Genomic DNA, 17,391 nt, shown 5'->3' on the forward strand with positions numbered 1-17,391 from the left:
GGCCTGCCTTATGAAATCGTTGCTTTTCCGGCGCATCCTGCCGGCCGGACTCTTGTTGTTGCTCCTGGTGCTGGGCCTGGCCGCCTGGCTGCTGGGCACGCGCTGGGGTAAGCAGCAGTTGGAGCAGTGGGTACGGGTGCAGCTCACGCGCAACTCGGAGCTGGTGCTGGCACCCTTCGACGTCACGATTTCGCCCTGGCGCGACTTTCCCCACCTCACCGCTTCCATCCGTCATATCAGCCTGACGGACACCTCCTTTCGGGAGCAGCACCCAGTGTTGCGCGTGGGCCGCGCCGATATGCGCCTGGAGCTGAGCAGCCTGTTGCGTAAGCAGCTGCGCATCACCCGGCTCACGGTCTGGAATGTCGATTTTCTGGAGCGCGTCGATTCGCTGGGCCGCAGCTGGGGCCTGCACGGCAAGCGCCGCCACACCAGCAAAGGCGCCGGCCCACCCCTCGACGTGGCCCTGGACTCCCTGCTGGTGTACAACTTCCGCATCCAAACCCGCAACGACTTTGCCCACAGCGCCTTTGGGGCCGAGGTGCAACGGGGCCGGCTTTCGGCCACCATCAGCCAGGGCGTGCTGCGGGCCCATGGCACGCTGGCCGGCGAGCTGAACTACCTGCGCAACAGCCGGGGCACGCTGTTTCAGAATAAACCCGTGTGGGCCGCCGTGAATTACGAGCTGGTTTTCAAGAAGCGTCAGGGTACGCTGCGCAACACCCGGGCCACGCTCAACGGCGACACCATCCGCATTCAGGGCTCCCACACCACCATTGCCAACCAGCCGGGCACAGAACTCAACTTCCAGTTCGACGGGCAGCAGCCGTTGATGGAAGTGCTGCACGCGGCCCTGCCCCCTACCGTGCTGCCCTTCATCAAAGGGGCTACCAGTCCCAGCAAGGCCCGCATCCACTACACTATTTCGGGCCTCACCAGCCCCACTACCCGCCCCCGCAACATCCTGACCTTTAAGCTGCGCCGCGCCAGCCTGCGCTGGCCCGACGCCGCCCGCCACATCAACCACTGGGATTTGCAGGCTACCTACGACAACGGCCCGGCCCACAACTCCACCACCACCGAGCTGTCGGTGCAGCACTGCCGGCTCTACTCCTCGGCAGGCCGGCTAAACGTGGCCCTGCGCATCCGCGACTTCACCAAGCCCTTCGTGAGTGGGCGTTTCCGGGGGCGCACCGAGCTGCCCCAACTGGCGGCCGTGCTGGCGCCCGGCCAGTGGCGGGCCCGCCACGGCACGGCCGAAATGGACATCCGACTGCACGGCCTGCTACCCCCCACCGACGATGGCACCACTCTGCTGACCGAGCCGCAAAAGAGTTTGTCGGTGCGGGGCTCCATTGCGCTGCGCAACGCCTCGTTTCTGGTACTCGACCGCCAGGCCGACTTCTCCGAGCTGAATGTGCGCCTCGGACTGCAGGACTCCGTCTGGACCCTTTCCCAGGCCTCGGGCGTACTTGACCGGATGCGGTTTCAGGCCTCGGCTACCACCGTCAACCTCTTCGACTACCTCACTGGCCAGCGCCTGGCCATGCAGGTCACAGGCAATTTCGCGGTGGATGAGCTGCGCGTGCAGCGGCTGCGCGAACTACTGCGCCCCCCAACGGCCACCAGTCGCCTGGTAGCCCGGCAGCGGGCAGCAGCAGCATCCACGAAGATTGCCACACTCGGCGGCAGCCTGATTCCGCCGGGCGTGCGGCTACACGTGGGCCTACGCTGCAACCGCCTGATACTGGCCGCCGATACGCTGCAGCAGCTGGCCGCCACCGTGCTCCACGACGGCCAGCGGGTGGAGTTGCAGCGCCTGGCCGTGCGCGTGTGGGATGCCGATGTGCGCGGCCGGGTGTCGTGGCCCACCGATACGCTGCAGCAGGTGGCGCCTATTCAGTTCGACTTAGGCGTGCATTTCGATACGATAAACTACCGCCGACTGGTAGCCCGCCTTTCCCGCCCGCCCAAGCGCGCGGCCAACGCCCCGGCGAGTCCGGCCCTGCGGGAACTGCTGTTGGCGGCCAACGGTCAGCTCACCTGCGACATTACCACACTACAGCTTAATGGGGGCGAAAACCTGCGCAGCCTGCAGTTCCAGCTGTTCAAGAAAGGCCCCGAGCTGCGCCTGCCAGCCCTCGATTTTGCCACTACCCGCGGCGGCTCGGGCCATGCCTCGGTGGTGGTGCAGCTGGCCGGCATCCAGCTCACGGCCGCCGACGTCGACCTGAACCTGCATTACTCCACCCTCGATATTCAACGCCTGCTGCTGCTGCTGGCTAGCCTCAACCCGGAAGACAAAACCGTGCCCCTGCCCCAGAGCCGGATTGCCCGGCGGGCCGAGCGCCGGGCCCGTCGGCAGCAGACGGAAGGTGGCTCTATTCTTACCAACGGCATCCTGCGGGCCGTGGTACGGGTACGGGCCGACCGGGTAAACTACGGCGCCGTGCGGGGCCGCAGCTTCGAGCTGCTCTCCCACCTGCGCGACGGCGCGGCCCGGGTCGACAACTGCTCGTTGCGCGCTTTCCAGGGCCTGGTGGAGCTGCGGGGCGGCATGCTGCTCAACGTGGACCGCCAGCACCACCCGCTGCACGTGCAGATGCGGCTGCAGGACGTGGACCTGTCGGATCTGTTTTCGGCCGGCACCTCCATTGGCCTCACCGTGCCCGACCGGAAGAACATCAAAGGCACGATGCGCTGCGCCACCGACCTGCACACCGACCTGGATTCGACCTTTCTGCCCCGCCTCGACCAAACCCTGGGCTACCTCAAAGCCGACCTGCGCGACCTGGAGCTGCTCAATGTGGAGGCCCTCTCGCAGGTACTGAAATTTATGCGCGCCGAGCGGACCAATCACCTGTTTTTCGAGCCGTTCAGCAGCCAATTTCTGCTCAATCGGGGCCAGCTGCTAATTCCAGACCTGGACCTGAACAGCAACCTGAGCAACCTGGAAGTCAGTGGCTCTTATTTTCTGGATGGCCGCGCCAACCTCTACGTGGGCCTCAACCCGATGCAGGCCCTGTTTGGCGACAATGAGAAGCGCATCGAGCGAATTCAGCAGAGCGAGCCGCTACGCCGCCCCAACCACCGGCTAACCTATATCAACCTGCAGCGCCCGGCCGCCGGCAGCCGCTACTCCGTGCGCCTGTTTAAGGGCCAGGAGCAGCGCGAGCAGCAAGCCCTGCTGCGCCGGCAAATGCGCGAACTGCTCATCACCCAGGGCCTCGATACCACGCTGCGCCTGCTGCGCTGAAGCCATTTTTGCCGCCCGCCATGCAGAAGTATAGCGAAGCATCTTGTGTGGTGTCGTTGTTGAAAAAAGAACCTCATTCCGAGTTTGCCGGGGAATCTCGCGTGCTGACGTTGTTGGGACCAGAACATGCTGCTCACTCTATCGGCCGCTTGTCGATGCATCTTGCGTGCATTACCATTGCACGCGAGATGTCTCGCTAAGGCTCGACATGACAGGCTTTTTGCCTTAATCCACTGCTTTACTCTATAATGACTGAACCTGAAATCCTTGTTATCGGAGCCGGGGCCGCGGGGCTGCTGGCGGCCCGGGAGCTAAGCCGCGCCGGCCGCCACGTGCTGGTACTCGAAGCCCGCCCTCGAATCGGAGGCCGGATTCATACGTTCAACGGCGCGGGCTTCAGTGGCCCCACCGAAGCCGGGGCCGAGTTTTTGCACGGCGAAGTAGCTCTCACCCGGGAGCTGCTACAGGAAATTGGGGTAGCCACTCACGACACAGCCGGCACTACCTACGAAGTGGAAAACGGCTTGCTACAGACGGCGGAAAGCTTTCTGGCTGAGATGCCCTTGCTACTGGCAAAGCTTCATGCCCTGCCCCACGACCTGCCGCTGGCCGATTTTCTGACCAAATATTTCTCCGAAGACGAACACCAGCCACTGCGCGAAACCGTTACGCGCTTTGCCGAAGGCTACGATGCCGCCGATGCCCGCCGCGCCAGCTCCTTTGCCCTGCGCGACGAGTGGTCGGGCGGCGGGGCCGAAGACTCGCCCCGGCCCGCGGGCGGCTACGGGCCACTTATCCACCATCTGGCCCAGCAGGTGCAGGCTGCGGGCGGCGTTGTTCAGCTCTCCACTATTGTGCAGCAAATCCGGTGGCGACGCGGGCGGGTAGAACTCCGTTGCGACCAGAACCGGCGCTACTCAGCCGCGCAGGTGCTGCTTACGGTGCCGCTAGGTGTGCTACAGGCCGAAGCTGGCACGCCCGGCCACCTGGCATTTGAGCCCGAGTTGCCGGCGCCGCGCGCCGCGGCGGCAGCCCTGGGATTTGGCCCGGTTATCAAGATTCTGCTCGAATTCCGAACTAGTTTCTGGCAGTATACCGGCCCCGAAATCCGCAATGCCGCGCCTGAGTTGGGGTTTCTCTTTTCCGATGCGGCCGTGCCAACCTGGTGGAGCCAGCTGCCCGAGGAACGACCATTGCTCACCGGCTGGGTGGCCGGCCCCGCTGCCGATGCGCTTCGTAACGCCACCGATGAAGAAGTATTCACCCAAAGCCTGGCGGCGCTGGCCTACCTGTTTGGCGCTACTGCTGAGTTTCTGCACAGTCAGCTGGTAACCTGGCGCGTCGTCAACTGGGGGGCCGACCCATTTGCCCGCGGAGCCTACGCCTACGCCACCGTCGACTCGGCCGCGGCCCGCCGGGAGCTGGCCCGGCCGCTGGACGATACGCTGTTTTTTGCCGGGGAAGGGCTCTACGAGGGCCCGGCAATGGGCACCGTGGAAGCCGCCTTGGTAAGCGGGCAGCAAGCGGCACGGCAGCTGCTGGCCGCCTCCCGAACGCTGTAGAGATGCATAGTTGCGTCTCCTCGTTGAACGATTGTCGGTTGGGATTAAAGCAACGTCAACAACGAGTGAGACGCAACTATGCGTCTCACTCGTTGTTGACGTTGCTTTTCTCAGGTCACATTTTACAGGACATATTCGGACCATAAGCCCAGCTTGAATTGTAGCTAACCCACACAAAACAGGACTCTTACCCTACCCTGTTCACAGCCGTGGTTTTTCGGGGCGGGTGGCTTTTTTTCTGGCGCGAAAGCCCGGACATTTGCCTTCTTGTCTCCTCTCAATTTCCACCTGCAATGCAACACGCTTACCGCCGTGCCCGCCGCTGGCTACTCGTCACGGCCCTGTATTTGAGTGCTCCTACCCTGCTTTTCGCCTGGGGAACCTGGGGTCATGAGCGCGTCAACCGCGCCGCCGTGCTGGCCCTACCGCCGGCTTTGCGCACGTTCTTCTACAACCACGTCGACTTCATGGTGCAGGAATCGGTGGTGCCCGATCTGCGCAAGTACACCCTCAGCGACAAAGCCGAAGGCCCGCGCCATTTCATCGACCTGGAAGACTACGGCGACCAGACCCAAATACCCCAGACTTCGCAGGAAGCCTACGCCAAGTACGAACCGGCTTTCCTCGATAAAAACGGCCGCCTGCCCTGGTTTATTCAGGACATGTTGGGCAAGCTGACCCAGGCCATGAAAAACGGCCGCAAGGAAGACATCCTCTTCATTGCCGCCGACCTGGGCCACTACCTCGGCGACGCTACCCAGCCTCTGCACACCTCCCAGAACCACGACGGCCAGCTCACCGGCCAGAAGGGCATTCACGCCTTTTACGAGTCGCAGATGGTGGAGAAGTTCGGCAAAGACTACAACTTCAAGCTCAAGGAGCCCCAGCTGATTCAGGACCCGGTGGCCGAAACCTGGCGCATCATTGCCCAGGCCCACGCCTCGGCCGATACACTGCTCACCATCGAGAAAAAGCTGCAAACGGAGATGGGCACGACCAATATGCTGGAAGTAGACGCTCAGGGCCAGCCGAAAAAGAACGTCTTCAACAGCAATATCCGCACAGCGGCCTACACCGCCGGCTTCCACGCCGCCCTCAAGCGCATGGAAGAGCGGCAGCTGCGCATTGCGGCCCAGGCCGCGGCCAACTACTGGTACACAGCCTGGGTGAATGCCGGCAAGCCCGACCTTACCAAGCTCGACACCGAATATACGACCCGCAGCAGCCAGGCCAACCTGAAAGAGGAGCTGCGCCTGCTCCAGACCGGCAAGCTGGTCGACTTTTCCTCGTTTATGGAGTTCTAGAATCCTGCCGTAGCGGGTAGCGCCAAGCTACTTTCGCCACGCTCAAAGCCTGTTTGCTCCGCCTGATTTTGGGCGTTGCAAACAGGCTTTTTGCTGGGCTTTACCTTTTGGTAAGTGTTTACTCACTTCCGGCGTCCAAATTATCTTTCGCCTGATTTCCATAATCTTAACTATCGGAACCGATTGCGCGGCATATCACAAACGTTTGCATCGTTTTTCTACTAAGCAGGTGCTTTTCAAGGCATTGCTACGCTTGATTCGACCTCTATTTTTAGCACCGGAGAGTGGTATAATAGCACTTTTACTATTCTCCCAGGCCTTTCTATCATCTAACCCCTACTCTCTTCCCACATGAGTAAACACCGACCCATTCTGTTATCAGCCGCCGTGCTGCTACTGGCCAGTGCCGCCACTGTGCGCGGCCAAAACACGCCCGTGGTGCAGCAGGCCGAAGCCGGCACGCTGGGCGCCGACTGGACTAGCCCCACCCAGGCCGGCGTGCAGTACGTTTCCGTGGTGCCCACGGCCACTATTGCCAGCCAGAACCCCGGCACGGCCGCCCGCGTCATCACCTACAGCGTCACCTTTCTCGGGGCCGGCACCTACGACCTCTACGCCCGGGTACGGGTGGGCGCGGCAGCCGCCAACGACGACAGCTTCTACTACGGCAACGGCTTCGGCACCAAGTCGCCCACCGACGACAACGACTGGATTACCATCAACCAAGTAGCCGGCGTGGGCTACACTACCGGCTCTCAGGCGGTAGACGGGGCCGGTTCGGCCCAGAGCGGCGTGTGGAAGTGGGTGAACATGTCGAAGATTGGCGGCGCCGAAACCCCGATTTCCTTTACCGTGCCCGCCAACAGCCTCACCCAGACGTTCCAGCTCGGTGCCCGCGAAGACGGCTTCGACATCGACAAAGTGGTGTTTGGAGCCACGGGGCTGTATTTCACCGTCACCAACCTCGACAACGGCCAGCAGGGCTCCGTCAATCCGCCGCCCCCGCCTTTCACGCCGGTAGGCCCGCCCATGGCTACGGGCAAGCCCAAGTTTCTGGGCGGTGTGTACAGCACCCCGCAGCTACCCAACTTCACGGCCTACTGGAACCAGGTGGTACCCGAAAATGCCGGCAAGTGGGGCTCAGTGGAGGCCACCCGCGACGTGATGAACTGGACCGAGTTGGACGCGGCGTATAACCTGGCCCGAACCAACGGCTACCCCTTCCGCATGCACGTCCTGACCTGGGGTAGCCAGCAGCCCACTTGGATTGAAACCCTGCCTGCCGCCGAGCAGCTGGCCGAAATCCGGCAGTGGTATGCCGCCGTGGCCCAGCGCTACCCCACTATCGACTTTCTGGAAGTAGTAAACGAGCCCACCCACCAGCCCCCGAATACCACTGGCGGCGGCGGCAACTACATCAACGCCCTGGGCGGCAGCGGCACTACCGGCTGGGATTGGGTCATCACTTCCTTCCAGCTGGCCCGGCAGTATTTCCCTACCACCAAGCTGATGCTGAACGACTACAGCGTGGAAAACACGGCGGCTAGTGCCCAGCGCTACCTCGACATCGTGAACCTGCTCAAAGCCCGCAACCTTATCGACGCGGTGGGCATTCAGGGCCACGCCTTTTCCACGCGGGGCCTGCCGGTAGCCAACCTGACGACTAACCTGAACACGCTGGCCTCGGCCGGATTGCCGCTCTACATCACCGAACTGGATATCGACGGCGTGAATGCTCAGAGCCAGCTCGACGACCAAGTGCAGCTAACCGAATACCAGCGCGTATTTCCCGCCTTCTGGGAGCATCCGGCCGTGAAAGGTGTTACGCTGTGGGGCTACCGGCCCGGCCACTGGCGCACTGCCCAGGGCGCTCAGCTAGTCAACGAGGACAACACCGAGCGTACTGCAATGGTGTGGCTCAAAAACTACGTGAAGACCACCGTGCTGGGCACCGCCAAAGCTGATAACGCCGCCGTAAGTCTGTGCCCCAACCCGGTAACGAGTGGCTATTTCACCCTGAAAGGCACGGATAATCTTACCACAATTCGGGTGGTGGATATTCGGGGCCAGCTACTGCGCGAAATAGCTCTTCGCAACCAGGCTTCCGTTGATGTAAAGCTGGATTTACGGCCCGGCATGTACGTTTTGCAGCTCTTGGATGGCAAAACCATTTCATCAAAGAAACTGGTTGTTGAATAAATCAGTTAGCCTCTTTTTTAAAACCACTGCACTAATTTCTATTTAACCAGCACAAAAACATATAATTAATGCGCTGATTTTTTCAGCAGAAATAGCCGTGCAAATTGCTTTGCACGGCTATTCTATTTTTCAGCGTCTCTTAATTACAGCAGCTCAATTCCGGCGGCGGCCAATTCCTGGCGGACGGCATCGGGCCAGATGCTGACCTGCACCTCCCCGATGTGGGCTTTGCGCAGCATAAACATGCACACCCGCGACTGGCCAATGCCGCCCCCGATACTCTGCGGCAGACCGTCGGCGAGCAGCAGGCTGTGGAAGTGCAGGTCTTTGCGCTCGGGGCAGCCGCGCAGCTCCAGCTGCCGCGTCAGGGCCGCTTTATCTACCCGGATACCCATCGACGACACTTCGAAAGCCGTTTCCAGTACCGGGTTCCACAGCACGATGTCGCCGTTCAGGCCGTAGTGGCCGGCTTCGTTCTGGGTGCTCCAGTCGTCGTAATCGGGGGCGCGGCCGTCGTGGGCTTCGCCATGGCTCAGTTCCCCACCAATGCCGATGAGGAAAATAGCGCCGTACTGCTTGGCGGCTTTGTGCTCGCGCTGCTTGGGCGTGAGCTCGGGGTACTGCTTCAGCAGGTCTTCGGCGTAGATGAAGGTAATAGCTTCGGGCAGCACTGGCTCAATCTCGGGATATTGCTCAGCTATCTGCTGTTCAACGACTTTCAGCGCAGTATAGATTTTTTCTACCGTGCTTTTCAGAAACGGAATCGTGCGCTGCTCGGGGGCAATGTGCTTTTCCCAGTCCCACTGATCCACGTAGATGGAATGAATTGGCGAGTAATCTTCGTCGGGACGCAGGGCGCGCATATCGGTCAGCAGGCCCTTGCCCGCCTCGATGCCGAGCTCCTGCAGGCGCAGCCGCTTCCACTTGGCCAGCGAGTGAACTACCACGGCGCGGCGCTCATCGAGGGCCTTTACCGGAAAATGCACGGGGCGCTCAATGCCGTTCAGGTCGTCGTTGATGCCAGTGCCATCGAGTACGGCAATGGGCGACGATACTTTCGTGAGGCTAAGCTGGCGGCTCAGCTCCCGGGCGAAGGAATCCTTGACGAAACCAATAGCTTCTTCGGTCTTCAGTAGGTCGGCAGGCGTTAGCAAGCGGGAGGTGGTGAGGGTAGTTTCCATCTGTAAAAAAGGGGGTGAAATGAGTTGATTCGGTGGAGCTTCAGGACGGTAAAGGCAATAAGGTGCCGGCCGCCTGAAAGGCAGTTTTTATTTTCGAGAAATTCCCGTTTGGGTGGAAAAGGCAAAAAAAAAGCCTTCCGAATCACGGAAGGCTTTAATTCAATTGTTGTTCTTTTTTCCTTTATATGAACAACAGCCTTCCAATCACGAACAAATTATTGTTCGAGTTATTATTGAAAAGCACGTTGTTGAAAAGTTGCATGACTTGCGCTGGGTGACTTCGTGTTGCCAAATAGGAAATTAAAATTTAAATTTCCAAATCCAGCTCGGTATTTAAATGCATATTTTTTTACTCGCTTAAATTCTACTAACAATTGTTAGTGGCAAGAAACGCGGTTTCCGGCTAACCAGTCAATCCTTCGCGCAGCTCGCGCACGGCCTCACTCATATAGGTGGGCACCTCAGCTTCGGGCAGCAGCAACCGGAGTAAGCGCAGGTATTTGGCCCGGCCTTCTTCCAGCATAGTGAGCGGCACCTCCACCGTAAACAGACTGAAGGGCTCCACTTTCTGCACGCCTACCAGCAGAAACCGGTCGGCCTGCAGGGCATCGAGGTAGAAGGCGGCCTGCCGGTCGTAGTCGTAGCCGCTGCACTGAGCCAGGAAGTGGTTGTAGTCGCGGGCCATCGTAGTTTTAAAGTCGATGATGGTGTAGCCGCGGTCGGTGTTGGGCGCTACCAAATCAGCGCGCAGCTTGCAGACGGTGCTGGTCGTGGGCTCAGTGAAGATGCAGCTGGGCTCGGGCGTGCCGTTTAGCAGCAGCTCATTCAGGTACGGGTCTTGCTTGACGCCATCCACCATCCACCAAATGAGCGTGTCGTTGATGCCGGGCAGGCCAGGCTCGTAGAGTTCGGGCTCCAGCAGCGCCGTGTGGAAGGCCGTGCCCAGGCCCAGCGCCCCACTGGCGGAACTTGGCTTCTGGTAGCGGCCATTGAGGGCATCGCGCAGGCGCGACAGGTCGGAGTTGGCCACGGCGGGCAGGGCGCGGTAGTCGTCGTAGGGCAGCCGCAGCAGATCGGGCCGGCGGAAAGGGTCAGGTAGAGGCATAGATACCAGGCAACAATCGGAACAGCAGCATTGTCTCCGCTTACCTACGATATTTTGCAAAGTAGAGTAACTATTGGACTCCGACTTTGCTTGGCCAATGCCAGCCCGAACTGTTGCAGGATGAGCCAGCAAACTTACCCTACTGCAACCCCTTCAGCATTTTATAAAAGGCTTCAGCGTACGTATCACTGATGGGAATAATTTGGTCGACAATCTGAATCCGGTTTTTCTCGATGTGGTCAATCTTGTGGATGGCAACCAGAAAGGACCGGTGTACCCGGGCAAAATCCTGGGCGGGCAGCAGCTCTTCCAGTTTGGCAAAGCTCAGGAGCGTCATAATTTTCTCTTCGGTGGTATGGATTCGTAAGTAGTCTTTCATGCCTTCCACGAAGAGAATGTCGCGAGTAGCTACTTTCTGAACACGGTGGCCCACCTTGAGAAAAATATACTCCGGCTCTGGCTTGGTTTCCACTTTTTCTTCCTTCTTTTCCAGAAACTGCCGGGGGCTTTGCTCCTGGTACAGGCGCAGTACCGCTTTATAGAACCGCTCGAATGTGAAGGGCTTCAACAAGTAGTCCTTCACCTCCAGGTCGTAGGCCTTCAGCGCGTACTGGTCGTAGGCGGTAGTGAGAATAATCATCGGTTTGGGATTCAGCATCGGAATGAAGCTGAGCCCATCCAGGTCCGGCATGTTGATATCCAGAAACAGCAGGTCGGGCTGGTCTTCGGCCAAATGAGCGGCGGCTTCCAAGGGACTCACAAAGGTGCCTTTCAACGCCAGGAAAGACACTTTTTGGATGTACTCTTCTAGTATTTCCTGGGCCAGATACTCGTCCTCAATGATGTAGCAGGTAAGCTTGTCTTTCATAAGCCGGTGCATGTAGACCGTGAATGGTAAGGTTGACGGTGAAGGTGTCGGCAGTATTCTGAATGGTGAGCGTGTGCTGCTCAGGATACAATAAAGCCAACCTTTTCCGCACGTTGGGCAGGCCAATGCCACCGGGTTCCTCCAGTGGGTTAGCCGACTTTTTTGCTATTGGGTTCTGTACGCTGAAGGCCAGGGCGTCTTCTTTTACCTCCACGCTTACTTTCAGGTCGCCGGGTTCCAGGCGGGCGGGGCTGTGCTTGTAGGCGTTTTCCAGCAGGTGAATGAACAGCAGAGGAGCAACGAAGCAGGAGGCCGTATCCCCCGCTATTTGCAGGTCGACCACCGGGCTGTTTTTGTAGCGTAGCTGCTGCAAACTCACATAATCCCGCAAGTAATCCATCTCCCGGGCCAGTGGCACCGTGGCCGCGTTAGACTCATATATCATATAGCGCATCAACGAGGCCAGCTGCATAACGGCTTCCGGGGCGGCCGGGGCCTGTTTGTACACCAGCGTGTGAATGTTGTTGAGGGTATTGAACAGGAAATGCGGGTTAATCTGCGACTTCAGGTAATACAGCTCGGCTTCTATGGCCTGCTTTTCCAGCTGCTCCTTCTGGATGGTATTGAGCACCAACGTCTCCGTAACCCGGGCCAGCCAACTCAGAAAGAGAAAGATGGGGACCGTCGCAATCAGGTGCATCATGTAACTCCCAAAATCAAACGGCTTTTGGTGGAACTGCAAAAACGGCAAAGGTCCCGTCAGCACAATTGCCGCTAGCTTGAACCAGTAGTCTCTTCCTTTCCTCTGGCCGGCGTACTGGGTTAATAAGTAGAAATGCGCGTAAAAAACGTACAAACAGGTTGCTATAAACCCCGCGGTGGTGCTACGCCAGTAGGCATCGGCGTCATTGCTCAGCTGCAAGACGACCAACAAGGTGAACAGGACCCAAACGACCAGGTGAATCAGCCAGAAGATTTTTTTGACGCGCTCCATAGCACAAAGGTGGGTTTTCTGGTCCTACTCCGGCCAGCGTTTCGACCAGTTGGGAAGGCTACTCTACGAGCGGCGAAAAGGAGCCTGCCAGTGCTTTGGCAGAAGCAAAACCATCTTTGGTCGAATACTTCCCCGCATCAGCATATCGGTTTTCGCGGTTCGGTTGGGCAGTAATTGCTTCGCAGTGAAATACAGAAAGCAGGCATCGGTGTAGGTGCCTGCTTTTCCTCATGCGAAACGATTCACCGAAGCCAAACCGATAAAATGGGAAAGCACCCCTTGGGCCTAGCCATCCGCAACGTCTCCAAAAGATATGCGAATGGCGTGCAGGCATTGCAGAATGTATCACTGGATATTCCGCCGGGCATGTATGGGCTGCTGGGTCCCAACGGCGCGGGCAAGTCCACGCTCATGCGCACCCTGGCCACCCTGCAGGAGCCCGATGCGGGCAGCATCTTGTTGGGCGACATCGACGTGGTACACCAGAAGGAAGCGGTGCGCCAAACGCTGGGCTACCTGCCCCAGGAGTTCGGGGTGTACCCCAAAGCCAGCGCCGAAGAGCTGCTGGACTATTTCGCGGTGCTCAAAGGCATTACCAACCGGACTGTGCGCCGGGCAACCACCGAGGCCCTGCTCAAGCAAACCAACCTCTGGGACAAGCGCCAGCAGAAGCTGGGGGGCTACTCCGGCGGCATGAAGCAACGTTTCGGCGTGGCAGTGGCCCTGCTGGGCAACCCCCAACTGCTCATTGTAGACGAGCCCACGGCGGGCCTGGACCCAGCCGAGCGGGTCCGTTTCCTCAATCTGCTAAGCGAACTAGGGGAAAACAGCGTCGTGATTCTCTCCACCCATATCGTGGAAGATGTCGCGGAGCTATGCACCAATATGGCCATCATCAACAAAGGTCAGATTCTGCTGGAAGCCCAGCCCCTGGAAGCCGTGGCCGCGCTCAAAGGCCGCATTTGGCGTAAACTGACCGATAAAACTACCCTGCCGGCGCTGGAGCAGGAATACCGGGTTATTTCGGCCAAACTACTGAGCGGCCGTACCCTGGTGCATGCCTACAGCCAGGATAGGCCCGGCAACGGGTTTGAGCCGGTGGAGCCGGACCTGGAGGACGTCTATTTCAGTGCCATGACGGGCTGCTTCAGCCAAGCTAGCCAGCAGCCGAAAGCGGAGGAAATAGCGTTATGAAGCTCCAACGAATTTTTGCGCTGGAATTCGGCTACCAGTTCCGTCGGGTTGCCACCTGGCTCTACTTCGGAGTGCTCTTGGCCATCGCCTTTTTGATTGTCATTGCCAACTTTGCCTCCGATGCGCGGGACGGGTATTTTCTACTCAACGCGCCCATCGTCATTGCGGCAGTCGCGGTTATATGCAGCGTGAAGTGGCTGCTGGTGGGCGCCTCCGTGGCAGGCGATGCCGCCGCCCGCGACGTGCAGACCCGCATGCATTTGCTTACGTACACGGCTCCAACCGACAAAGGTGCTTATCTGGGCGGGCGGTTTCTGGCCGCCTTTGCGCTGAATGTTATTTTGCTACTGGCCATTCCGGTGGGCATTGTGCTGGCCATGCATTTTGCCGGGGTCGAGGCCGAGATTCTGGGGCCGTTCCGGGCGGCGGCCTACCTGACGACCTTTTTCTACATCCTGTTGCCCAACGCTTTTTTTGCAACGGCCATTCAGTTCTCGCTGGCGGCGCTCAGCCGCCGGGCCATGGCCAGTTACCTGGCCGGGGCAGTGCTGTTCGCGGCGGCCTACCTAGTTGGGCAGGGCTTACAGGATGCGGGCGAATGGGGCAATCTGATTGACCCCACGGGTTTCACCCCGGTGCTGAGCCACCTGTCGAACGACTGGAGCCCACTGGAGAAAAGCACGCGTCTGTTTCTGCTGGAGGGCTCCTTTCTGACCAACCGCCTCCTGTGGCTCGGCATTTCACTGAGCCTGCTGACGTTTACCTACTTCCGGTTTCAATTCATTCTACCCGAAACCAGCCAAAAACGAAAGCCTGGTAAACAGCCCAAGCCAGAGGCGGTAGCCTCCCGGGAGCCGCTGAGCTGGGAAGCCGGGGGAATACTGCCGCCGGCCACCGGAACCTATGGCTGGGCCACACAGCTGCGCCAGTTGCGCCTTATCACCTGGCACTCGTTTTTGCACCTTGCCAAAAGCAAGGCCGGGCTTTCCCTGCTGGCCGCGCTGGCCCTGGTGGTGGGAGTAATTATACCTGCCAACCTGGAGGGCCGAGGTGAGCCCCTGCTGCCCCGAACCGACTTTGTGCTGGATTATCTGACCGCGCCCCTTGCGCAACCGGAGCGTTTCTGGAGTATCATTGCCCTGCTCACCATCTTCTACGCCGGCGAGCTGGTGTGGCGGGAACGGGATGCGGGCCTGAATGAAATTGCTAACGCGGCGCCGGTGCCGGAATGGGTGCTGTTTCTGAGCCGGTTTCTGGCGTTGAGCCTAGTGCTGGTGGGGTGGCTGGCCTTCCTGATGATGGCCGGAATAGGGGCGCAAACGGGCATCGGCGGTGCTACTCCCGAAATCGGGCTCTATCTGCAAATTCTCTTCGGACTGCAGTTAGTGGATTGCCTGCTCTTTGCCCTGCTGGCGCTGCTGGTACACGTGCTGGTCAATCAGAAATTCGTGGGCCACTTGGTGGCGCTGTTAGCTTATGGCTTTATTGCATTTGCTCCGAAACTGGGCATTGAGCACAAGTTGCTTCTATTTGGCACCAGTCCGAATTGGACGTATACCAGTATGGCTGGCTTCGGGCCCACGCTGGCACCCTGGCTGTGGTTCAAGTTTTACTGGATAGCCTGGGCACTGCTGCTGGCGGTAGTGGCGGCACTTTTCTGGGTGCGAGGCCGGGAAGGCCGTTTTGCCATGCGGCTCCAACTGGCCCGCCAGCGCTTCACGGGTGCCACCGCTGGGGTTTCGGCGGCGGCCGGGGCGGGCATCCTGTTGTGTGGCAGCTTTATCTTCTACAACACCAACGTGTTGCATGACTACACCAGCGCCGCAGAGGCAACGGCGCAACGGGCTGCCTACGAGCAGCGCTACCGCCGGTACCTGCACCTACCCCAGCCCCTGCTAACCGGCGTAAAACTGCAGGTTGAAATATATCCTCAGAAACGGGCAGTGGAAATACAGGGCACTTACCTGCTCGTGAATAACAGCCCGGCGCCCATCGACTCCATTCATCTGGCTACGGGAGCCGGCGTTGAAACCACTGCAATTCATTTTGACCAACCGGCCAAGCAAATTCATCTGGACGCGGTGCATGGCTACCGTATTTACGCCCTGGCGCACTCCCTCCGCCCCGACGACTCGCTGCGCCTGAGCTTTCAGGTAGACCATCGAGCAAGTGGCTTTTCCAACAGCGGAGCCGACGCGCAGGTGCTGGCCAACGGCAGCAGCTTCCGGAACCTGGAGTGGCTGCCAGTCCTCGGGTACCAGCCCTACCGGGAGCTGGACGAGTCCGGCGCCCGCAAAGCGTATGGCCTGACCCCGCGGCCCGCCACCTACTCGCTCTACGACGTAGCGGCCCGCCGTTATGCCCCGTTTCCCGAGCAAATCAGCTTTGAAGCCATTGTGGGTACCGATGCCGACCAGATGGTGGTAGCACCGGGCACCTTGCGCCGGACCTGGACCACAGCGGGCCGCCGCTACTTCCACTATGCCACAGATGCGCCCATCCGGAATGAATACACCTTTTTCTCGGCCAACTACGCAGTACAGGAAGGCAAGTGGCGCAACCCGTCGGCTAGCTCGCAACAAGAGGTTACCATCCAGATTTACTACCCTCCTGGGCTCACGCAAAACCTGGCACGGATGGTCCGCAGCGCCCAGGCGTCGCTAGACTATTACGCCAAACAGTTTGGGCCCTATCCGCACCGGCAGCTCCGCTTTGTGGCCCATGCCAGCTACGCCTTTGGCCACCACGCCGCGCCCATTGATATCACGGCAGAAGAAGGCTTTTTCCTGCTGAACCCGAAGGCGGATGAGCGGGGGTTCGACCTGGTGACGGCCGTGGTAGCACACGAGGTGGCCCACCAGTGGTGGGGCAACCAGCTCAAGCAAGCCTACGTGGAGGGCGCTGGCCTCATTACCGAAAGCCTGGCCTGGTACTCGGCTATGGGCGTACTGGAAGATAATTACGGGCCGGCGCACCTACAGGCGCTCCTGAGTTTCCTACGTGAAGAGAATGAAACCCCGCGCACCCGCGCCGCCTTGCCACTACTGCAGGCCGACGACTGGTACCAGAATTACCGCAAAGGCCCCCTGGCACTGTACACGCTGAGCCAATACATGGGCCGGGACCGGGTAAACCGGGCCCTCCGGCAGTTGTTGGCGCACCACCGCCCCGGCACGCTGCCCCGGCCTACTTCCTTGGACCTCCACCAGGAGTTGCAGACAGTCACGCCGGACTCGCTGCAACCGCTGCTGCACGACCTGTTTGAGGCCAACACTTTTTGGGAGTTGACGACGGAAACTGCCACCGCCCACCAGACTACAGCAGGCCCCTGGCAGGTCACGCTCACGCTACAGGCCAGCAAGCTGGCAGTGGATAGCGCCGGCACCGAGACCAAGCTACCGATGAAGGAATGGGTGGAAATCGGGGTTTTCGCCCCTGCCGAGGCAGGAAAGGTGACAGGCAAGCAGCTCTATCTGCATAAGCACCTTATCAAATCCGGCAAGCAAACAATTGTGCTGACGCTACCCGACCGACCCGCTAAAGTAGGCCTTGACCCACGCCAGTTGTTGATTGATTGGAAGGTAGAGGATAATTTCAAAGTAGTGAAGTAAACAAAGCGCCACCAGGATTAGTCGAAAGAGGGTATTGAAATGCCAGGCGCAACGTCTATCGTTTCAGTACCCCCTTTCGCCATTGCTGAAATCAGAAGTGCGTGTCTTGACGCAAGT

Annotated in this window: 10 protein-coding genes; 6 read left to right on the plus strand and 4 right to left on the minus strand. The window is 59.5% G+C overall.

Annotation, left to right across the window (positions count from 1 at the left end; all coding sequences use genetic code 11):
* Positions 1-10 precede the first annotated feature (10 nt).
* The 4 genes from LGH74_RS12975 (at position 11) to LGH74_RS24890 (ending at position 8,321) form a co-directional block, all read left to right on the plus strand.
* Positions 11-3,256 carry an AsmA-like C-terminal region-containing protein gene (locus LGH74_RS12975; protein WP_226176370.1) on the plus strand — a complete coding sequence of 1,082 codons (3,246 nt, stop codon included), beginning with the start codon at positions 11-13 and terminating at the stop codon, positions 3,254-3,256.
* 248 nt (positions 3,257-3,504) lie between these two features.
* Positions 3,505-4,818, plus strand: coding sequence for a flavin monoamine oxidase family protein (locus LGH74_RS12980; RefSeq protein ID WP_226176371.1), 1,314 nt, complete (start codon positions 3,505-3,507; stop codon positions 4,816-4,818).
* 293 nt (positions 4,819-5,111) lie between these two features.
* Positions 5,112-6,122 (plus strand): zinc dependent phospholipase C family protein, encoded by a 1,011-nt coding sequence (locus LGH74_RS12985; protein WP_226176372.1) that lies wholly within the window; start codon positions 5,112-5,114, stop codon positions 6,120-6,122.
* A 351-nt stretch (positions 6,123-6,473) separates the two neighbouring features.
* Entirely contained in the window at positions 6,474-8,321 is a 1,848-nt protein-coding gene (locus LGH74_RS24890) for an endo-1,4-beta-xylanase (protein WP_262904631.1), read from the plus strand.
* A 143-nt stretch (positions 8,322-8,464) separates the two neighbouring features.
* Here the strand turns inward: LGH74_RS24890 and asnA are convergent, their stop codons facing one another.
* The 4 genes from asnA to LGH74_RS13010 all read right to left on the minus strand — a co-directional run bounded on the left by asnA (position 8,465) and on the right by LGH74_RS13010 (position 12,178).
* Complete coding sequence (gene asnA / locus LGH74_RS12995; protein WP_226176373.1) at positions 8,465-9,502, minus strand: aspartate--ammonia ligase; 1,038 nt, start codon at positions 9,500-9,502, stop codon at positions 8,465-8,467.
* 403 nt (positions 9,503-9,905) lie between these two features.
* Entirely contained in the window at positions 9,906-10,607 is a 702-nt protein-coding gene (locus LGH74_RS13000; protein ID WP_226176374.1) for a PD-(D/E)XK nuclease-like domain-containing protein, read from the minus strand.
* Positions 10,608-10,746: 139 nt separating this feature from the next.
* Positions 10,747-11,475, minus strand: coding sequence for a LytR/AlgR family response regulator transcription factor (locus LGH74_RS13005; RefSeq protein WP_226176375.1), 729 nt, complete (start codon positions 11,473-11,475; stop codon positions 10,747-10,749).
* Positions 11,444-12,178 (minus strand): sensor histidine kinase, encoded by a 735-nt coding sequence (locus LGH74_RS13010; protein ID WP_226176376.1) that lies wholly within the window; start codon positions 12,176-12,178, stop codon positions 11,444-11,446. Before LGH74_RS13010 ends, LGH74_RS13005 begins: the two co-directional genes overlap by 32 nt.
* A gap of 570 nt (positions 12,179-12,748) precedes the next feature.
* On the opposite strand from LGH74_RS13010, the gene LGH74_RS13015 reads away from it, so the two are divergent.
* A complete protein-coding gene (locus tag LGH74_RS13015; RefSeq protein ID WP_226176668.1) occupies positions 12,749-13,663 on the plus strand; it encodes an ABC transporter ATP-binding protein in 915 nt (304 codons plus the stop codon).
* Positions 13,660-17,274: a M1 family aminopeptidase gene (locus tag LGH74_RS13020; RefSeq protein ID WP_226176377.1), complete on the plus strand. Its 3,615-nt coding sequence runs from the start codon at positions 13,660-13,662 to the stop codon at positions 17,272-17,274. Before LGH74_RS13015 ends, LGH74_RS13020 begins: the two co-directional genes overlap by 4 nt.
* Positions 17,275-17,391: the final 117 nt, after the last annotated feature.

Origin of the sequence: Hymenobacter lucidus, from assembly GCF_020447265.1 — a bacterium.
In the GTDB taxonomy this organism is placed as follows: Bacteria; Bacteroidota; Bacteroidia; order Cytophagales; family Hymenobacteraceae; genus Hymenobacter; species Hymenobacter lucidus.

What these genes read in the sequence shown, in the direction of transcription:
- LGH74_RS12975 (WP_226176370.1), top strand. Translation starts at nt 11, where the DNA reads ATGAAATCGTTGCTTTTCCGGCGCATCCTGCCGGCCGGACTCTTGTTG.
- LGH74_RS12980 (WP_226176371.1), top strand. Translation starts at nt 3,505, where the DNA reads ATGACTGAACCTGAAATCCTTGTTATCGGAGCCGGGGCCGCGGGGCTG.
- LGH74_RS12985 (WP_226176372.1), top strand. Translation starts at nt 5,112, where the DNA reads ATGCAACACGCTTACCGCCGTGCCCGCCGCTGGCTACTCGTCACGGCC.
- LGH74_RS24890 (WP_262904631.1), top strand. Translation starts at nt 6,474, where the DNA reads ATGAGTAAACACCGACCCATTCTGTTATCAGCCGCCGTGCTGCTACTG.
- asnA (WP_226176373.1), bottom strand. Translation starts at nt 9,502, where the DNA reads ATGGAAACTACCCTCACCACCTCCCGCTTGCTAACGCCTGCCGACCTA.
- LGH74_RS13000 (WP_226176374.1), bottom strand. Translation starts at nt 10,607, where the DNA reads ATGCCTCTACCTGACCCTTTCCGCCGGCCCGATCTGCTGCGGCTGCCC.
- LGH74_RS13005 (WP_226176375.1), bottom strand. Translation starts at nt 11,475, where the DNA reads ATGAAAGACAAGCTTACCTGCTACATCATTGAGGACGAGTATCTGGCC.
- LGH74_RS13010 (WP_226176376.1), bottom strand. Translation starts at nt 12,178, where the DNA reads ATGATGCACCTGATTGCGACGGTCCCCATCTTTCTCTTTCTGAGTTGG.
- LGH74_RS13020 (WP_226176377.1), top strand. Translation starts at nt 13,660, where the DNA reads ATGAAGCTCCAACGAATTTTTGCGCTGGAATTCGGCTACCAGTTCCGT.